Annotated in this window: 16 protein-coding genes; 7 read left to right on the top strand and 9 right to left on the bottom strand. The window is 39.7% G+C overall.

All coding sequences use genetic code 11. From position 1 onward, the window contains the following. The first annotated feature begins 1 nt into the window (after position 1). The 5 genes from BWD47_RS06625 to ccoG all read left to right on the top strand — a co-directional run bounded on the left by BWD47_RS06625 (position 2) and on the right by ccoG (position 7,036). Positions 2-283: a YeaC family protein gene (locus BWD47_RS06625; protein ID WP_036969024.1), complete on the top strand. Its 282-nt coding sequence runs from the start codon at positions 2-4 to the stop codon at positions 281-283. Next, entirely contained in the window at positions 273-2,954 is a 2,682-nt protein-coding gene (locus tag BWD47_RS06620; RefSeq protein WP_075593671.1) for a DUF349 domain-containing protein, read from the top strand. The genes BWD47_RS06625 and BWD47_RS06620 overlap by 11 nt, the downstream gene beginning before the upstream one ends. A gap of 145 nt (positions 2,955-3,099) precedes the next feature. Next, positions 3,100-3,657 (top strand): DUF1439 domain-containing protein, encoded by a 558-nt coding sequence (locus BWD47_RS06615; protein WP_036969019.1) that lies wholly within the window; start codon positions 3,100-3,102, stop codon positions 3,655-3,657. Positions 3,658-4,090: 433 nt separating this feature from the next. Then, positions 4,091-5,500: a sigma-54-dependent Fis family transcriptional regulator gene (locus BWD47_RS06605; protein WP_036969017.1), complete on the top strand. Its 1,410-nt coding sequence runs from the start codon at positions 4,091-4,093 to the stop codon at positions 5,498-5,500. A gap of 153 nt (positions 5,501-5,653) precedes the next feature. Beyond that, on the top strand, positions 5,654-7,036 hold the full coding sequence (gene ccoG / locus BWD47_RS06600) for a cytochrome c oxidase accessory protein CcoG (RefSeq protein ID WP_036969016.1): 1,383 nt from the start codon (positions 5,654-5,656) through the stop codon (positions 7,034-7,036). Between the two features lie 189 nt (positions 7,037-7,225). Here ccoG and BWD47_RS06595 read toward each other — a convergent pair whose 3' ends face one another. The 3 genes from BWD47_RS06595 to BWD47_RS06585 all read right to left on the bottom strand — a co-directional run bounded on the left by BWD47_RS06595 (position 7,226) and on the right by BWD47_RS06585 (position 9,389). After that, positions 7,226-7,642, bottom strand: a complete 417-nt coding sequence (locus BWD47_RS06595) for a hypothetical protein (RefSeq protein WP_036969014.1) — start codon at positions 7,640-7,642, stop codon at positions 7,226-7,228. Positions 7,643-7,825: 183 nt separating this feature from the next. After that, positions 7,826-8,731 carry a M14 family metallocarboxypeptidase gene (locus BWD47_RS06590; protein ID WP_065979803.1) on the bottom strand — a complete coding sequence of 302 codons (906 nt, stop codon included), beginning with the start codon at positions 8,729-8,731 and terminating at the stop codon, positions 7,826-7,828. Between the two features lie 64 nt (positions 8,732-8,795). Beyond that, entirely contained in the window at positions 8,796-9,389 is a 594-nt protein-coding gene (locus BWD47_RS06585) for a hypothetical protein (RefSeq protein WP_065979804.1), read from the bottom strand. A 160-nt stretch (positions 9,390-9,549) separates the two neighbouring features. Between BWD47_RS06585 and BWD47_RS06580 the strand changes: the two genes are divergently transcribed. Continuing rightward, positions 9,550-10,587: an AI-2E family transporter gene (locus tag BWD47_RS06580; protein ID WP_036969008.1), complete on the top strand. Its 1,038-nt coding sequence runs from the start codon at positions 9,550-9,552 to the stop codon at positions 10,585-10,587. A 22-nt stretch (positions 10,588-10,609) separates the two neighbouring features. On the opposite strand, the gene BWD47_RS06575 is transcribed toward BWD47_RS06580, so the two are convergent. From BWD47_RS06575 to BWD47_RS06555, 5 genes are all read right to left on the bottom strand, one after another. Continuing rightward, the gene (locus tag BWD47_RS06575; protein ID WP_075593670.1) at positions 10,610-11,026 is read right to left on the bottom strand and encodes a hypothetical protein; all 417 of its coding nucleotides are present in this window, start codon (positions 11,024-11,026) and stop codon (positions 10,610-10,612) included. Next, a complete protein-coding gene (locus BWD47_RS06570; RefSeq protein ID WP_036969003.1) occupies positions 11,013-12,350 on the bottom strand; it encodes an ATP-binding protein in 1,338 nt (445 codons plus the stop codon). Before BWD47_RS06570 ends, BWD47_RS06575 begins: the two co-directional genes overlap by 14 nt. Beyond that, positions 12,344-13,018, bottom strand: a complete 675-nt coding sequence (locus BWD47_RS06565; RefSeq protein ID WP_036969002.1) for a response regulator transcription factor — start codon at positions 13,016-13,018, stop codon at positions 12,344-12,346. The genes BWD47_RS06570 and BWD47_RS06565 overlap by 7 nt, the downstream gene beginning before the upstream one ends. A gap of 2 nt (positions 13,019-13,020) precedes the next feature. Beyond that, positions 13,021-13,272 (bottom strand): PepSY domain-containing protein, encoded by a 252-nt coding sequence (locus BWD47_RS06560; protein WP_036969000.1) that lies wholly within the window; start codon positions 13,270-13,272, stop codon positions 13,021-13,023. A gap of 160 nt (positions 13,273-13,432) precedes the next feature. After that, complete coding sequence (locus BWD47_RS06555; RefSeq protein WP_075593669.1) at positions 13,433-13,732, bottom strand: YciI family protein; 300 nt, start codon at positions 13,730-13,732, stop codon at positions 13,433-13,435. Positions 13,733-13,907: 175 nt separating this feature from the next. On the opposite strand from BWD47_RS06555, the gene BWD47_RS06550 reads away from it, so the two are divergent. Continuing rightward, a complete protein-coding gene (locus BWD47_RS06550; RefSeq protein WP_036968996.1) occupies positions 13,908-15,332 on the top strand; it encodes a sodium-dependent transporter in 1,425 nt (474 codons plus the stop codon). 50 nt (positions 15,333-15,382) lie between these two features. Here the strand turns inward: BWD47_RS06550 and BWD47_RS06545 are convergent, their stop codons facing one another. Continuing rightward, positions 15,383-16,021, bottom strand: a complete 639-nt coding sequence (locus BWD47_RS06545) for a CPBP family intramembrane glutamic endopeptidase (protein ID WP_036968994.1) — start codon at positions 16,019-16,021, stop codon at positions 15,383-15,385. Positions 16,022-16,043 lie beyond the last annotated feature (22 nt).

Here is a 16,043-nt window from a genome sequence, read left to right as displayed (position 1 = left end):
CATGAATATTGATCACATCGTTAAGAATATCACCCCAGAAGTATTTGAACGTCTTCAGTATGGCGCATCAACAGGCAAATGGCCTGATGGCACGGTATTGACTGAAGAGCAAAAACAACAAACCGTTCAACTCGTGATGCTTTATCAAGCTAAAGTTTCGCAGACCAATGAGCAGTTTACCATTGGTGCCAATGGTGAAATGGTGCAAAAGAGCAAAGCTCAATTGCAAAAAGAATTCGCATCTGAAAATGAAATAGCTAGGTTTAGTGAAAATGATCTTTAAACACCTATTTACACCGAAATGGAAACACCCTAAGAGCCAAGTTCGTTTGGCTGCTGTTGAACGCCTTGACTCAGAACGTGATGTCAACATTTTGAATAGCATCGCGCTTGAAGACAGTTCAGCAGAAATCCGTAAAAAAGCATTGAATAAAGTAAATGATATTGTTTTATGGTGGCAAGTATATAAACAAGATCAGGCATTAAAAGAGATTGCCGAACAGCATATAAATCAAGCGGTGTTAAACACCGACAGTCAGCTTGATGAGAGCATAAAAAACGAATTCATTGAACGTTTTGCACCCGTTAAAACACTTGAAAAACTCGCGTTTGCAGAAAAAGAAATTCAAGTGCGTGTTAAGTTACTAAAACGCTTAGCTAACCCAAACCTAGTTGATAAAGCTTTCAAAGAAGGAAGCGAAGAGTTACAGCTCAAATTAGTTGAACTTGTAATTCAACACCAACTGTCTAAAACACTTTTGAAACATGCTAAAGGTGAAGCGCATACGCAACTTGCTGCCCATTTAGAAAATGAGCGTTTAGCCGCTGAAATGCCGGCTAAAGTTGAAGCTGATACCCGAATTGTACTTGCTAAACTTAATGCACTGCGTGAAAAAAGTGATTTCAACCTAGTATCTCAGCAACATGCTGATTTACTACAGCAATGGCAGGCCATCGAGTTAAAGTGGCTAACGGATGAACAAGTCAACTTATTAGATAAAAAATACTCAGCCATTATCGCAAAGTTAGATACACATCTTGCGATACTTAGCAAAGAGCATGAGGCGCAGCAGCAAAAGCTTGCAGAGCAACAGCGTCAAGTGTTGGCACTGGCTACTTTAGAAGCGCTAGGCGAAGAAATTGAAAATGCATTACAGCTCGGTCTAGAGACCCCAGAACAAATACAGCAAGATTGGCTTGAAGCGAAAGTAAGTCAAGCAAAAGAGGCACTTGCTGAGACTGAGCTTGCTGACAATCAAAATGTACGTGATGTGAAACAGCATTTAGCGAATTTGTTTAAACAAGTGGAGCAGTTACCACAGTTAGTTGCTGCGATTGCTGACTATAAAGCGGCATTCGATGCTTTATCTGCGGTTACGACAAGCGACGATGAAACACAGTTTGATACGCTAAATAAAGAGTTTGAGCAGAAAAGCAAATTCGCGCGAAAAAAACTCTCGCATATCCCGTCTCGCCTACAAGGGCGCTTTAAAGCTAACTTAACGGAATGTGTGAAAGCGTGGCAACATGCTATGTTGCCATTAACGAGTAAGTTTGACAAAAACCAACAAGCCGCGAAGCGCAAAGCACGTGATGTTAAACGTTTGATTGATCAAGGTCGTTTTAATGTTGCCTTTGGTGTTTTTAAAGGATTTGAAGAGTTATATGAGACATTAACCGAGTCTTATAAGCAGCCATTAAATACATTAAAAGCAGATCTTGAGGCACAGCTAGCAGAAGCGAAAGACTGGCAAAAATATGCATCGGCGCCGAAGCGCGACGCTATTTTACAAGAGGTCAGTGAGCTTGTTGCAACGCCATGTACCGATCCTAAACAGCGTGCTGAGCAAGTTAAACAATTACGCCGTCGTTGGAATGAATTAGGTCGCTTAGATACTGATGCTGAAAAACAGCAGGGTGAACTTTTTGATCAACACATTGAAGTTTTGTTCACGCCTTGTCGTGAGTATTTTGCAGAGCAAGAGCAGTTGCGCGAGCACGCAAAAACACAGCGTTTAGATATTATTGCACAAATGCAGCAATTAGCTGAGCTTGATGCACAGACCGATGATTTTGACTGGAAACAGTTTGAAAGTAAGTATAACCGCATCAGTAAATCATGGCGTTCTGCGGGTAATGTAGACCCTAAAACGTATCGTGAATTACACAGCGAGTTCAAAACGGTTCAGTCGCAAGTGAATGCGAAGTTAGCTGCATTTCACAAAGCCAATGCGGAACAGAAAAGTGCCCTCGTTGAGCAGGCAACACTACTTTCTCAATCTGACGACCTTGCAACCGCATGTCAGCAATTAAAGGCATTGCAACAAACATGGCAAACAATTGGTTTTGCTGGCATGAAAGCAGAAAACACGTTATGGCAGCAATTTAGACGTGTCAACGATGAGACATTTGCAAAGCGTAGCGCAGAGTTTGAAATACAAAAGCAAGCTCAACAGCAGAATGATGAAGTCGCTGCAGTGGAATTAACCGAGCTTGAGTCTGCGTTAGGCAGTGTGGTTCACTTAGCACAACTTAAAGACTTAGCGGCTAAATTATCGGCATTAGACTACTCTAAATCACTTAGTGGTCGAGTTGCGCAATTAGAAAGTGCCATTGCGGCGAAAACAGAGGTGCTTGGTAAACAAGCTGAACAATCAAAGCTAGCTGCTTTGTTTAGTGCCCTAGAAGAGGGCAGTACTATACCGGCTCAATTTCAGGCTTCGTTAACAACAGCATTAACTGCGCAGCAGTTGTTGACACGTATTGAAATTTTAGCAGGGGTTGAATCAGCCGATAGCCAATTACGTATGACAGAGCAAGTTGCAATGCTTGATGATAAGCATCGTGGCGAACAGGCTGATGTTTACTACTATCTAAAACAACTTTTAGCGGTCAGTGAAGGTTCAGTTTCACCTGACACACTAGCTAGGCTTAAAGTTATATTCGCAATTTAACGATTAATAGCAATCGATTAAGGTATTTAGTTTTCTCTCAAGATAAGTGGGGTGTCATATCCTACTTATCTTGATTATTGAAAGATTAAATAAGTTAACATGGTTGATTTAAGCCGCTTTTAAAGCGGCTTTTTTGAGGAAAAAAATGAGAATTTTAATATTACTTACGTGTTTATTTTTAGGGGCGTGTAAGAGCACAGATCAAGGTGTCTCTGTTTATTCATTTACAAATTCAGAAATAGAAACTGCACTTGCAAATCAGTTACCAAAACTCAGTGAACAAATTAAGTTGATGGGTTTGCCAGTTGATTTTTCAGTAAATGACTTAAGTGTTAACGTTGGTCCAGATAAACGCGACGTAGTCGTTTTAGGCGCAGACTCAAGTGCAGTGATTAAAGCGTTTGCACTTAAATACCCAGTAAGATTAAAACTAAAAATCGAAGGCAGTCCTTTCTATGACAGTGAGAAAAAAGCGGTGTTTCTTCGTAATGTGAAATTAATAGACACCACGGTCGATACTGCTGGGTTTAAAGGTAATTTAAACTTACTAGATGAGCAAGCGATGCAAGTTATAAATAGCTTTTTAGCCGTTAATCCAGTTTATAAACTAAATATGAATGACCCTAAAGTGGCACTACTAAGTAAGTTACCTTTGGATATGAAAGTATCACAGGGTGAAATTCTCTTAGTACCTACTCTCTAGAAAGGGTATTAGCAAGCAGTGTAAAAAGCGGCAAAATGCCGCTTTTTTAATGTATTGAGTGCGTCAATTTAAAAATAGTTAAGTCGTTTTTCTAAAAACGTCAGTGTAATTTTGTAAACGTCAAACTTAGTCGCCAACTGACTATCACCAATCCGTAAAAATAGATAATCATTTTGAGTGATAAAACCTGTGCCACCTGCGACAAAAATGTCTGATTTACGACTGCATGGATGCAGGAGGTAGAGCAATGCAGGAGCAATTGCCGAAAACAACTAAATAGCGACATTTTTACCTTATTATTGACGCGGTTTTATTGCCTAAACATAGACCACTTAATTAAGCCAATTGGTATAACAGTCCTTTATTACTTTACTTGTTTGCTAATCAAAAGCTTGTCATAATGCTCGTGATATTTCGCGAGTGGAACCTATGTATGATTAAGGAATTTTTAAACGACCCAACATTATTACTCAATGCGGTAGGTGAAGGGATTTATGGCTTTGACTTATCGGGCAATGCGGTGTTTGTTAACCCTGCCGCAGAGCGCATGACGGGGTGGCATGCCGATGAGTTATTAGGTAAAAAAATTCACCAATATCATCATCATACTAGAAAAGATGGCTCGCCTTATCCTGCCGACGAATGTCAGATATATTGCACCATGTTTGATGGCAAGCACCGGCATGTAACCGATGAGGTGTTTTGGCGCAAAGATGGAAGCCATTTTGCAGTAGAATACACCTCAACACCTGTCTATAAGAATGGTGAGCTGATAGGGGCTGTCGCGATTTTTCGCGACGTTTCAAAACAACAGCAAACCGAACTCGCTTTGCGTGATGCATTGGCGCAAGTACAGCACTTATCTGAACAATTACAAGAAGAGAATGCTTATCTTATTTCTGAGTTAAATGAAGATTGGCAAGATTCGGGTCTTGTTGGAAAAAGTCACTCATTTCAAACGATGCTTGAACAAATTACCCTTGTCAGCCAAACAAACAGCACAGTGCTTATTTTGGGGGAGAATGGCACAGGTAAAGAACTTGTCGCACGTAACTTACATCGTTTGAGTACGAGAGCTGAGCAACCTTTTATCAAAGTAAATTGTGCAGCATTCTCAGCAAATTTGATCGAATCTGAATTATTTGGTCATGAAAAAGGGGCGTTTACAGGCGCGAATGAACGCAGGAAAGGTCGCTTTGAGTTAGCTGATAACGGAACGCTTTTTTTAGATGAAATAGCAGAGCTACCGCTTGAATTACAGAGTAAACTTTTGAGAGTATTACAAGAACATGAGTTTGAGCGCGTAGGGGGAACACACACTTTAACTGTGAATATTCGTGTTATTGCAGCCACAAATCGAAACTTATGGCAGATGGTAGAGCAGGGAAGTTTCCGTATGGATCTCTATTACCGATTAAATGTATTTCCTATTCGCGTACCAGCATTGCGTGAGCGAAAAGAAGATATCCCCTTGCTTGCTGCTAATATTATTAACCAGCTTAATAAGCGTCTTGGCAAACACTTTAAAGGTCTTACAAAAACAACCTTGGCACAGCTTGCTAACTACGAGTGGCCTGGCAACATTCGTGAATTACAAAACATACTTGAGCGTGAAGCAATTCTATCAAAACAAAATGTTCTGCAATTATCATCTGCGTTGAGTGATAAAGACCCTGCTTCTGGTGTGGTACTTTCACTCGATGCCGCGCAAAAACAGCATATTTGTACTGTACTCAAGCAGTGTCATGGCAAAATTTCTGGTGAGGATGGTGCTGCGACATTACTTGAGTTGCCAGAAAGTACTCTGCGCTCAAAAATGAAAAAGCTAGGTATTAAATACTAAGGCGCGAAATATCACGCAAGCTCGCGGTATTTCACGAAATTAAGGCGTCCTATATATTTAATATCGTTATTTTTCAATGTGTTATGTGTGTTTTGTTGTTGGCCTGATTGTTGCTCTTACTTGTTAGAACCGAGACTAACAGTAAGTAGCAAAATGAAATTAGAAATCAAAGAGCAAGACCTAATCATCAAGCCCTATAATCAAGAGGGTCCCATTTATATTCGTGAGCAAAAAGGCCGTTTTCAACGTATTCGTCGATACCTTGGATGGGTTTTAATGCTTATATTTATAGCGATTCCATGGATACCTTATAAAGGTCACCAAGCAGTGCTATTAGACGTTGCGAGTCAAAAGTTTAGCTTGTTTGGCCTAACGCTATTACCCCAAGACTTTATGATTTTAGCTATGTTATTTATGACTGGTGCATTTGCCTTGTTTTTCGTTACGAATTGGTTAGGGCGAGTATGGTGTGGCTACACCTGTCCGCAAACAATCTGGATGTTAATGTTTACATGGGTTGAGCAAAAAATAGAAGGATCGAGAAACCAACGTATAAAAATGGATAAGGCACCTTGGTCGGCAACAAAAGTACAAAAAAAAGTGATTAAACATGCTGCGTGGTTACTTATTTCATTAATCACATCGATGTCTTTTATGGCGTACTTTATTCCTGCAAAGTCGTTATACATGAGTTTATTTACGCTTGAAATGTCAGGTATTGTAAGCTTCTGGGTGTTTTTATTTGCATTTTGTACGTATGGCAATGCGGGTTTTTTACGTGAAAAAATGTGTACTGTCGCCTGTCCTTACTCTCGTTTTCAATCAGTGATGTTTGATAAAGACACGTTAGTGGTAACTTATGACCAACAAAGGGGAGAAACACGTGGTGCACGTAAACGTAAAGCCGACCCTAAAGCACTTGGGCTAGGTGACTGTGTTGACTGTAATTTATGTGTTGAAGTTTGCCCTGCTGGCATCGATATTCGTAATGGCTTGCAATACGAGTGCATCAACTGTGGGTTATGTATTGATGCTTGTGATAGTACTATGGAAAAATTTAACTATCCAAAAGGGTTAATAAAATATGCTTCTGAAAAGCAAATGGATGGTGAAACGACAAATCCATTTAGGTTGAAGCTACTTGGTTATGGTGGTCTAACAGCTTTGTTTATTTTAGCTATGGTTGTATGGACAGCAATGCGTACGCCAATCGAAGCATCAGTGATAAGGGATAGAAACGCTTTATATCGGGTTAACTTTGAAGGGCTAGTTGAGAATCCTTACACGTTGTCGATTATCAATAAAACACAGCAGCCGTTAAATTATACGATTGGCATTTCAGGAATTGATGGGGCAGTGTTGCAAGTACCAGAGTCAATTTTAATTGAAGCCGGTAAAATGAAGCGAGTGCCAGTGACCGTTGTTGCAGATGGCTATGGGTTAAAATCAAAAGTGACATCAATTCGTTTTCATATACAAGCACTGGAAGATGCGAGTATTGGCATAACGAAAGAAAGTAAATTCTACAGAGATTAAACAGTGGCTACCAATACCATTGTGCTTAATTAAGTGGTCTATTTTGAGGCAATAAAACCGCGTTGATAACAAGGCAAAAATTTAGTTATTTAGTTGTTTGAAACCAGACATTTTTAACGCAGGTAGCGACTGGTTTAATCACTCAAAAAGATTAAGTATTTTTGCACATTGGTATTAAATGGCTTGTTTTTAACAAGCCATTTCTGCTAACTCTAGTTGTTTTAGAACATAGGCCTTTGCACTGTCTAAATCATCATATAAACAGTCTAGAATTTGAATCGGTGATTGTGCTTGCGCAATTACACGCTTCATTTGGTTTAGCACAATGGATGAGCTAAATATAAACGCGGTGGCTTTACAATTGGTATCTTTCAACTCTTTTAATAAGCTGACAAAACCGTGCTCAGCATCTGGGGTAGTTGCATATAAATTTGTTGAATGACTAATGTATGCCCACGGTTTTCCAGCTAAATCGCAAATATGTTTTTTTAATCCAGCCGCGAAGTCGTTGACCAAACGTGCATTAATATTACCAGAAAATTGCCCAATAATAATGGGGCCATCAGTGATTATAGCGACACTGCCATAGTGATTCTTAAAATTCAATTTGCTTCCCTATCTAATTAAAAGAGCGCGAATTTTATACAATCTGCAGTGCGTGTCTAGCGATTTTTTGAACAATAGCGAAAAAGCATAACTTTTTCGCTATTGTTTATTTTAATTAATAATTTACCTGTATTACGTCCATATGTGTATAATTTATATGCAACATAATTGATTTATAACCAACTAATTATTAACAACGTAATCAAGTGCTCCGGTAATAGAAGCGACTTGAGCATTGATGCAAATTGTATCGTTAGCGTGTGGGCTGTCAGGGTATACCTCTGTGGTAGTAACATATTTTGCATTGGTTAAACCCATGCATAAACCCAGTTTTTTCGCCTCGTAATTTATGACGCCAAATTGAGTTTGTACAACACCAATGAGCTGGTTGTTTTCATCGCTTGGAGCAATATGTGTTACCTTTTCAACGGCTTTAATGATTGCTGTTTGAAAGGCATCCTGTGGTCGTTCACTGTCTGCAACAAGGTAAAAACCATCAGGAATGTTCCAATTATCGTGGGTTTTTGCATCTCGGGCTGCCAGCGCTGGACGAAACTCACTGTTATCGGTATCGGTTGTTTCATGCAAATCAACATGCACTAACGGCGCGATATCATGCTCTGCTAAAAAAGACATAATAGCTGCTGATTCTTCTGCGGGGCTATTTTTATAAAATGAACGATTAGGATCTGTTGCGTTCGGATTCCAGCGGTTGATTGTTTCATAACCCCATGGGCTAATACACGGTGCAACCAAAATATTAAAATGTTCAAGGTAATCAGCTGCTTTTGTTTTAGCAAAGGCTAGTGCACCATGAACGCCACTTGTCTCATAGCCATGAACACCTCCGGTTATCAGCACACACGGTTTATCTGCTTGCCAATGCTTACTTTTTAGAATGTAAAGAGGGTAGTTTTCGGTGTCATAACTTAGTGCACCATACTGCTCAATATCGAAGTGAGCTGATAAAGCGTCTAATTGTGAAACAACATCATCTTGGTAGCTTCGCTTGACAGATTGTAACTCAAGCCATGCTTTTTTATCTGCGTCGTTCCATGGCTTACCAGGGGTTCCGATAGGATAATTCATAAAATACCTTTTTGGATTTAGGTGCAAAAAAGCCAAGCTTAACGAAGCTCAGCATAGCCTGCAACTAGATAAGGTCAGTGGAAATATTTTCCTCTTCATACAGTTTTGCATGATGATGCTTATGAATATCAAACAAGTATTGACGCATAGCGTCTTCACCTTCGCAAATTTTTTCTATTTTAGCTGCAACGCCATTACTTGTGACACGCACAGGTTTTGCACTAATGACGACATGCTCATTATTCGGCAGATTAAAAGCGAGTAAAATTTCTTTATCGAGCGTTTCCTCAGCATTTTTGGGTTGCAACAATACGCCCGTGCTAGACAGTGAAATAATCAGGTATTGTTCTGTTTGCAATTCTAGGTTGGGGGTACGCCAGCTGCGTTCAATTCCTTTTGTATCGATCACTTCGGGGGCACTTAACGTGGGGGTAACTTGCCCTTTGTCGTCAACAATAAACTCAAGTGGAAACCACAATTGATAAATACCCACTTCAGCAAGTAAGGTTAGCTTGGCATTGTTTAACAGACCATTCAGCTTGTCGGGTAAATTAAAGTTAACAGATATTTTAGTGTCGGTTGTTAAATCTTTTACACCGTGTTCTGCCTCAAATAGGCTGTTGAAAAAAGAGAGCTCTTGTTCTGATAAATGTGACATTTATAACTCCTTTTAAGCGCCTTCAACGCATGGTAACTCAATATTATAATTTGTACAAATTTCGTACATATGCTAAGCACTTATTATGCCAAGTGCGTTGTGATTTATTTTGTTGCTCATTTCACTTACACTGGGGGAAATAGTTTACAAGGATTTTATTTTGTCGAGTTTGACGGGTGTTAATAAGAGTTTAGTGATATTTGCTGCATTAGTTATTGTTCTAGCAGGAATTAAAGCTGCAAGTGTGATTGTTATTCCATTTGTCTTGGCGGCATTTATTGCCATTATATGTAATCCCTTAATTCGTTTTTTTGCCCGGTACGGCATCCCCAAAGCGATAGCAGTGATATTTGTAATGATGATAATTGTTGGTGTGGGGATCAGTCTTGCCGGGTTGGTTGGGCAATCGATGACAGATTTCTCGAAAAATCTCCCAGAATATAAAGCGCAATTAAAAGAAGAATTTGTGTGGGTAGTCAATGTTGCCGCGCGTTACAACATTTTGATAGACAAAGAACAAATAATATCATTGTTTGATCCAGGTAAAATAATCGATGTTGCTACTAACATGCTAACGGGGCTGGGTGGTGTAATGGCAAATCTATTTTTGATTATCCTAACCGTAGTATTCATGCTGTTTGAAGGCCCTATGTTGGGCAAAAAGATACATTTGGCATTAGATGACCCCGAAATGAAAATGAAGCAAATTGACCGTTTCTTAGACTCTATTAACTCCTATTTAGCCATAAAAACGATGGTGAGCCTAGGCACGGGTCTGCTGGCTGGTTTTATGCTTTGGGCGCTTAATGTTGATTATTTTGTGCTGTGGGGTGTTGTTGCTTTCATGTTTAACTACATTCCTAATATAGGGTCGATTATTGCCGCGATACCTGCAGTATTATTGGCGCTGATAACCCAAGGCCCGCTGGTGGCCAGTTTTATTGCCGGTGGTTATCTCGTTATTAACACTGTAATGGGAAATATTGTTGAACCAAAATTTATGGGTAAAGGCCTTGGTTTATCAACGCTGGTGGTTTTTTTATCATTAATATTTTGGGGATGGCTCATGGGTACTGTAGGTATGTTGTTGTCGGTACCGCTTACGATGATCGTTAAAATTGCGCTAGAGACAAGTCAAGAAGGGCGCTGGCTTGCTACTTTGCTTGGTAATGGTGAAGAGTTAAAACTAGAAGATTAATAAAGGCGCTTAAGCGCCTTTTTTAATTTAATGGTCGTTGTAAAACTTTAATATGATTTTCTAAAATCTCAATCTCACAGTGTTTATAGGTAATTGCCGCTGTTGTTGCATTTGGCATTTTTTGTAAGTAGCGCCAACGACAGCTGTCTTCTAAATAACGTTCTTGGTTTTTTAAACTACGCTGAAAAATAGGCAAAAGTTGACTATTACCTGTCTCTTCTTTAATTTTTTCGATATCCATTGTAAGTTTGTTGACCCACATTTTATGGTCACGTTGTAAATCTTCAATGGTTTGATCTAAGCATTGAATATAATGCCTAGTTTCATCAGGATGATTGCCTTTAAGCACACAGTTTTGATCTGCGATTGCATGCGAGCTGAGGGCGAGTAAGCTTATTAGGGCTGATGAACTGATTAAAGAAGGTCTATTTTTTATCATGATAATTAAACTCTAAGATAAATTCTGCACCACCTAGTTTTTCAGCATCGCTGATTGTTAGTGTGCCATTGTAGGAGTTTACTAAATCGGAAACGATGGCCATACCCACCCCATGACCGCTCTCGTAAGTGTCTAGACGTGTGCCACGTGTTAATAACGATTCACGCTTATCGTGTGGGACACCCGGGCCGTCATCACAGATACTCACCGTTAACGTTTTATTTTGTATAACCTTTATATCGACCTGAGAACGGCAGGCTTTACATGCATTATCAATTAAATTCCCAAGTAGCTCCATTAAATCAGTTTTATCCCCTAAGAAGTAATCTTTTTCGCTCACCTCTGAAGTAAAAATAATATCTTTATCACGATACACTTTAGTCATTGCACTTAGGATAGAATCAATAACAGGTTTGATGTGGGTTTGCTTTTTCCACGTGTCAGATGCTCCCGTTGCAGCGCGTTTTAATTGATGTTCGATCATCACATTTATGCGGTCTAGCTGTTCTTGTGCATCTGCGTCATTGGCTAAAGGGCTCGACTTTAATACAGCCAGCGGTGTTTTTAGGGCATGCGCCAAGTCGCTGAGTGAAGCACGATAACGTTCTTTTTGTCGCTGCTGTGATTCAAGCAAAAGGTTTAAATCAGCTTTGATTGTTTGTAGCTCAACAGGGTAAAGCCCTTTTATTTGTTGATTATCACCCGATTCAATCGCTTTAATTTCTTTATCTAACCGTTGTAAAGGTCGCGCACTCCAAACAAAGCCGATTGCCATCAATGCCGCAATGGCTACCCCCATTACATACATCCAATTGACGAGTGTTTGTTTAAAACCATCCATTAAACGCAATAGAGCGTCGTTGCGTTTGAGCAAAATGAAGCGAGCATGCTCTGATTGATCGATGTTTTCTAATATAACGGTGAGCGTTAATTGCCAGTACACAACATTATTGTACTCTACACGGCGAAAATCAGCGGAGCCTGCAGGCGCTTCAAAGTTATCGGGAATAAAATTAATATTTGTGGCTGACTCAGAATACCAGACGGGTAAATCACCTCGGTAAATCATTGCATAGGTATCTGAATTTAATCGGTTTAATTCTGGCGTTAAAATTGTGCTTGGCATCACAATACCACGCTCGGTGAAATCAACTTCAGAGATCAATGAGTAAAGGTGAGCTTCAAGGGTTTTTTCGGTCGCTTCGACTAGGGAGGCATAATAAGCTTTACCAATTGAGAAAAATAAAATGGGTAAAGCGACCAATAAAACAAAGACAAGGATAAATCCTTGCCTTACTTTAAGCGGAATTTGCGATGCTACCACTGACTTTTAAGCCTGTAACCACGGCCGCGTAATGTTTCAACAGGGTTCAATGTACCCTCAGGGTCAAGCTTTTTACGCAAACGTAAAACAAAAACTTCGATAACGTTTGAGTCAAGGTCAAAGTCTTGGTCGTATATATGCTCAGTTAACTCAGATTTTGAGATCACTTTTTGCGGATTAACCATCAAGTACTCTAACACTTTGTATTCGTATGCCGTTAAGCTTAATTCTCTGTCATTAACCCAGACTTGTTGTGAGCGGGTATGGATTTTTATCGGGCCGGCTGTCATTTCTGGGTTTGCTTTACCTGCACTGCGGCGGATAAGTGCATTACAACGGGCAATTAACTCTTCAACATGAAATGGTTTTGTTAAATAGTCATCTGCGCCAGCATCTAAGCCTTCTACTTTATCTTGCCAACGGTCACGTGCTGTTAAAATCAAAATAGGGATTGTAATACCCTGAGCACGTGCTTTGTTGATTAGCTCAATACCATCAATTTTTGGTAAGCCAAGATCGACCACAGCCATATCAAGCGGGTACTCTGTAATATGAAATAAACCAGCTTCACCGTCGTGACAAAGGTCTACACTATAACGCTCTTTTTCTAGAGCATTACGAAGGTTGTCTGCTAAATGTAAATCATCTTCAATTACTAAAATTCGCATTCTTAATCCTTTTTCACTTCGCCAGTTTTTTTGTTCACGTGGACATCAACCACATGGCCGTTCGTTTTTAAAATTCTCACGGTATATATTTTTTCTTGCTCTGTGATCTTGAGGGTTCGGCCATCTTCAGCTTTTTTAGCTATAACAACAGCTTGCTTTTTAGTCACCTCAGCAGGTTGCTTGTTATTTGCAGCAGCTTGATAGCTTGAAAGTGCAAATAGTAGGCTAAAACTGAAGGCTAACAATACGCGCATGATGGGGAACTCCTAAACCAGACCCTTTTAGTTTAATTAACCAATTAACTAAAACTCAAGTAAAAACGTTAAATTAAGTGATTCAACGAGCAAATTTTAGTTAATAAGCAGTGAACAAACACTGAATTGTTGCTTCAGTTAAGTTCAGGCCTAAAAGGGCTTAACCAAATACTTTTTTAAACGGCTTAACCATAGAATTATCATAAACGCCCGCAGCGATATAAGGATCGTTGGCTGCCCATTCGCGAGCCGCTTCTAATGATTCAAACTCTGCAACGACTAAAGAGCCAGTAAATCCAGCTTCGCCAGGATCTTCATTGTCAGTTGCTGGCAATGGGCCCGCAGTGAATAATCGGTTTTGATCGGCTAACTCTTGCAGGCGAGCTAAGTGAGCAGGACGTGCAGACTTACGTGCCTCTAAACTATTTTCAACATCTGTTGAATAAATCATATACAACATGGTGTGTTCCCAAAGTAATTTTTGAAAATAGTAGCATATTCTCGTCAATAGACGAGAAGTTATTCGCGTAATAATCTTTACAGCTGGGCATATAGCTTTAACTTATAAAGCTTGAAATACGCGGTGTAACACTGGTAGAGTCGCGGGATTGAAAAAATAATAATAAGGTTTTTAAATGAGCGAAAAACGCGAGCATTTTAGCTCCCGCCTCGGTTTTATTTTAGCGGCAGCGGGTTCTGCTGTAGGAATTGGTAACTTAGTGGGTTTTCCAGTTTCGGCAACTAAAAATGGCGGTGGCGCTTTCCTTTTAGTTTATGCACTGTTTGTCATTTTTATTTGTTTACCGGTAATGATGGCCGAAATGGCAATGGGTCGCAAGGCGCAAAAAGATCCCCTTGGTTCGTACAAGCTTTTAGCGGGTAATGATCCTAAATGGAACTTTGCAGGCTTTTTAGCAGTATTAACGCCATTTATGATTGCTGTTTTTTATATGGTAATCACAGTGTGGATTTTTGGTTATTTATCGCAAACTGCATTGGGTAATTTAGATGCACTCGCTCAGCCAGATAATTTTGGCACGTTTATAAACAGTTATACTGTGTTTGGTTACATGGCTGTTGTCGCCATTATTGTAAATTTAATTCTGGTGGGTGGTGTTAAAGAAGGTATTGAAAAAGCCGCGAAGTTTATGATGCCAGCGCTTTTTGTACTTTTAACGGCCTTAGTTGTTTATGTATTAACCCTTGATAATGCTATGGCGGGTGTTAAATATTACATCGTTCCAGATTTCAGTAAAATGGATGCTAGCGTATTAAATGGGGCATTGGCTCAAGCGTTTTTCTCTTTATCGTTAGGTATGGGTATCTTAATGACCTATGCGTCGTATATTTCTAAGAAAGATGACATTGTTGGCAGTGCAAAAATGGTCGCGGTCACGGATTCATTAGTGGCATTTATTGCTGGTCTTATGGTGTTACCTGCTATTTTTAGTTTTAACCCAAATACAGATCCAAGTACGTTATCAGATTCATCAGTATCAATGATTTTTGTGTACTTACCAAAAATTCTATTAGCTCTTCAAGCTGACATCGGATACTTTGGTGCGTCGGTCGTTGCTTTTGTATTTTTCTTATTGGTGTTTTTTGCCGCAATTACGTCATTAGTTTCAATTGTTGAAGTACCAACAGCAACGCTAAGCGATCGTAAAGGTATTAGCCGTAAAAAAGCGTTAGCTATTTTAACGCTTTCAACAGGTGTTTTAACGGTTTTATGCACTATGTCGTTTGGTATGGTGGAGTCGTTAACGTCGTTTGTAAATTATGGTGGCGCAGATAAAAGCTTATTCGATATTGTTTATGACGTGTTCTACGATACTATTTTGCCGCTGAATGGTTTAATGGTGTGCTTGTTCGTTATGTATCGCTGGAAAAAAGCAAATCTATCTGAAGAGTTAAGCCAAGGTTGTGAAGGTTATATAGGCAGCTTTACAGAAAAGTATGTGAACTTCTCTTTATCAACATTTATTCCGGCTATTTTATTGCTTATATTTGTAAATACTGTCGCAACGAAGTTCTTTGCATTTAGTATTTTCGGATTTTAAAAAACCGTTCGTTATTGAGCCGCGCACCTTGCGCGGCTTTTTTATATTCGCTAAATAGCCCCTGCATCTAAAACATCACCCAGTCCCAAGGTAAACATCCAAAGCCCCCATAAGCTGTGCTCGATAACACAAACAAAAGTGGAGCGGCTTTTCGCATATGTATAGGAGAACAACAGGCCGCCCATAAAGGCAAGCAGTACCGCAAGTACATTGGCATAGACAATATGAGCGAGGGCAAAGACTGAAGCACTCACAAAAATCCGCACTGTTTTGCTTGGCATAATGCGTTTATAACGGTGAAAAAAATACGTCCTAAAAATCAGCTCTTGTGGCATCACAGATAAAATAGGATAAAGCAGCAACAATAACAGCCAGTCGTTGAATGAGTTTCGGGGTAATGAAAACCAATTTTCTTGATTTATGATGCCGTAAAACATACCTGAAAAGAGTGCACCTAAAAAGAAAAAGCTAAATAGCCTGCGCTTAACGGCACTAAATTGACCAAGACTGGTTAAACGAAAGCGCTTAAAGTGGGGGTCTGATAACAGTAACATCCCGCAGACACTCATTAAAATGATTAGGGCGGGTATCAGCCAATTCGCAAGGTGTGCGCGTAACAAGAAGCCTAAAAGCGGAAGCGAAACAAATATGAGGGTAAATTCAAACCAGCGGTATTGATTGGCGTTCAATGTCGTCTCAGCGCGTTTTTTG

The organism is Pseudoalteromonas sp. PAB 2.2 (assembly GCF_001938575.1).
GTDB classification, from domain to species: Bacteria; Pseudomonadota; Gammaproteobacteria; order Enterobacterales; family Alteromonadaceae; genus Pseudoalteromonas; species Pseudoalteromonas lipolytica.
This window is presented reverse-complemented; position numbering and strand designations above follow the sequence as displayed.

Excerpts from the sequence above, each read along its gene's own strand:
- BWD47_RS06615 (WP_036969019.1), top strand. The coding sequence starts at position 3,100 with ATGAGAATTTTAATATTACTTACGTGTTTATTTTTAGGGGCGTGTAAG.
- BWD47_RS06605 (WP_036969017.1), top strand. The coding sequence starts at position 4,091 with ATGATTAAGGAATTTTTAAACGACCCAACATTATTACTCAATGCGGTA.
- BWD47_RS06565 (WP_036969002.1), bottom strand. The coding sequence starts at position 13,018 with ATGCGAATTTTAGTAATTGAAGATGATTTACATTTAGCAGACAACCTT.
- BWD47_RS06555 (WP_075593669.1), bottom strand. The coding sequence starts at position 13,732 with ATGTTGTATATGATTTATTCAACAGATGTTGAAAATAGTTTAGAGGCA.
- BWD47_RS06620 (WP_075593671.1), top strand. The coding sequence starts at position 273 with ATGATCTTTAAACACCTATTTACACCGAAATGGAAACACCCTAAGAGC.
- BWD47_RS06625 (WP_036969024.1), top strand. The coding sequence starts at position 2 with ATGAATATTGATCACATCGTTAAGAATATCACCCCAGAAGTATTTGAA.
- ccoG (WP_036969016.1), top strand. The coding sequence starts at position 5,654 with ATGAAATTAGAAATCAAAGAGCAAGACCTAATCATCAAGCCCTATAAT.
- BWD47_RS06585 (WP_065979804.1), bottom strand. The coding sequence starts at position 9,389 with ATGTCACATTTATCAGAACAAGAGCTCTCTTTTTTCAACAGCCTATTT.
- BWD47_RS06575 (WP_075593670.1), bottom strand. The coding sequence starts at position 11,026 with ATGATAAAAAATAGACCTTCTTTAATCAGTTCATCAGCCCTAATAAGC.
- BWD47_RS06590 (WP_065979803.1), bottom strand. The coding sequence starts at position 8,731 with ATGAATTATCCTATCGGAACCCCTGGTAAGCCATGGAACGACGCAGAT.
- BWD47_RS06550 (WP_036968996.1), top strand. The coding sequence starts at position 13,908 with ATGAGCGAAAAACGCGAGCATTTTAGCTCCCGCCTCGGTTTTATTTTA.
- BWD47_RS06560 (WP_036969000.1), bottom strand. The coding sequence starts at position 13,272 with ATGCGCGTATTGTTAGCCTTCAGTTTTAGCCTACTATTTGCACTTTCA.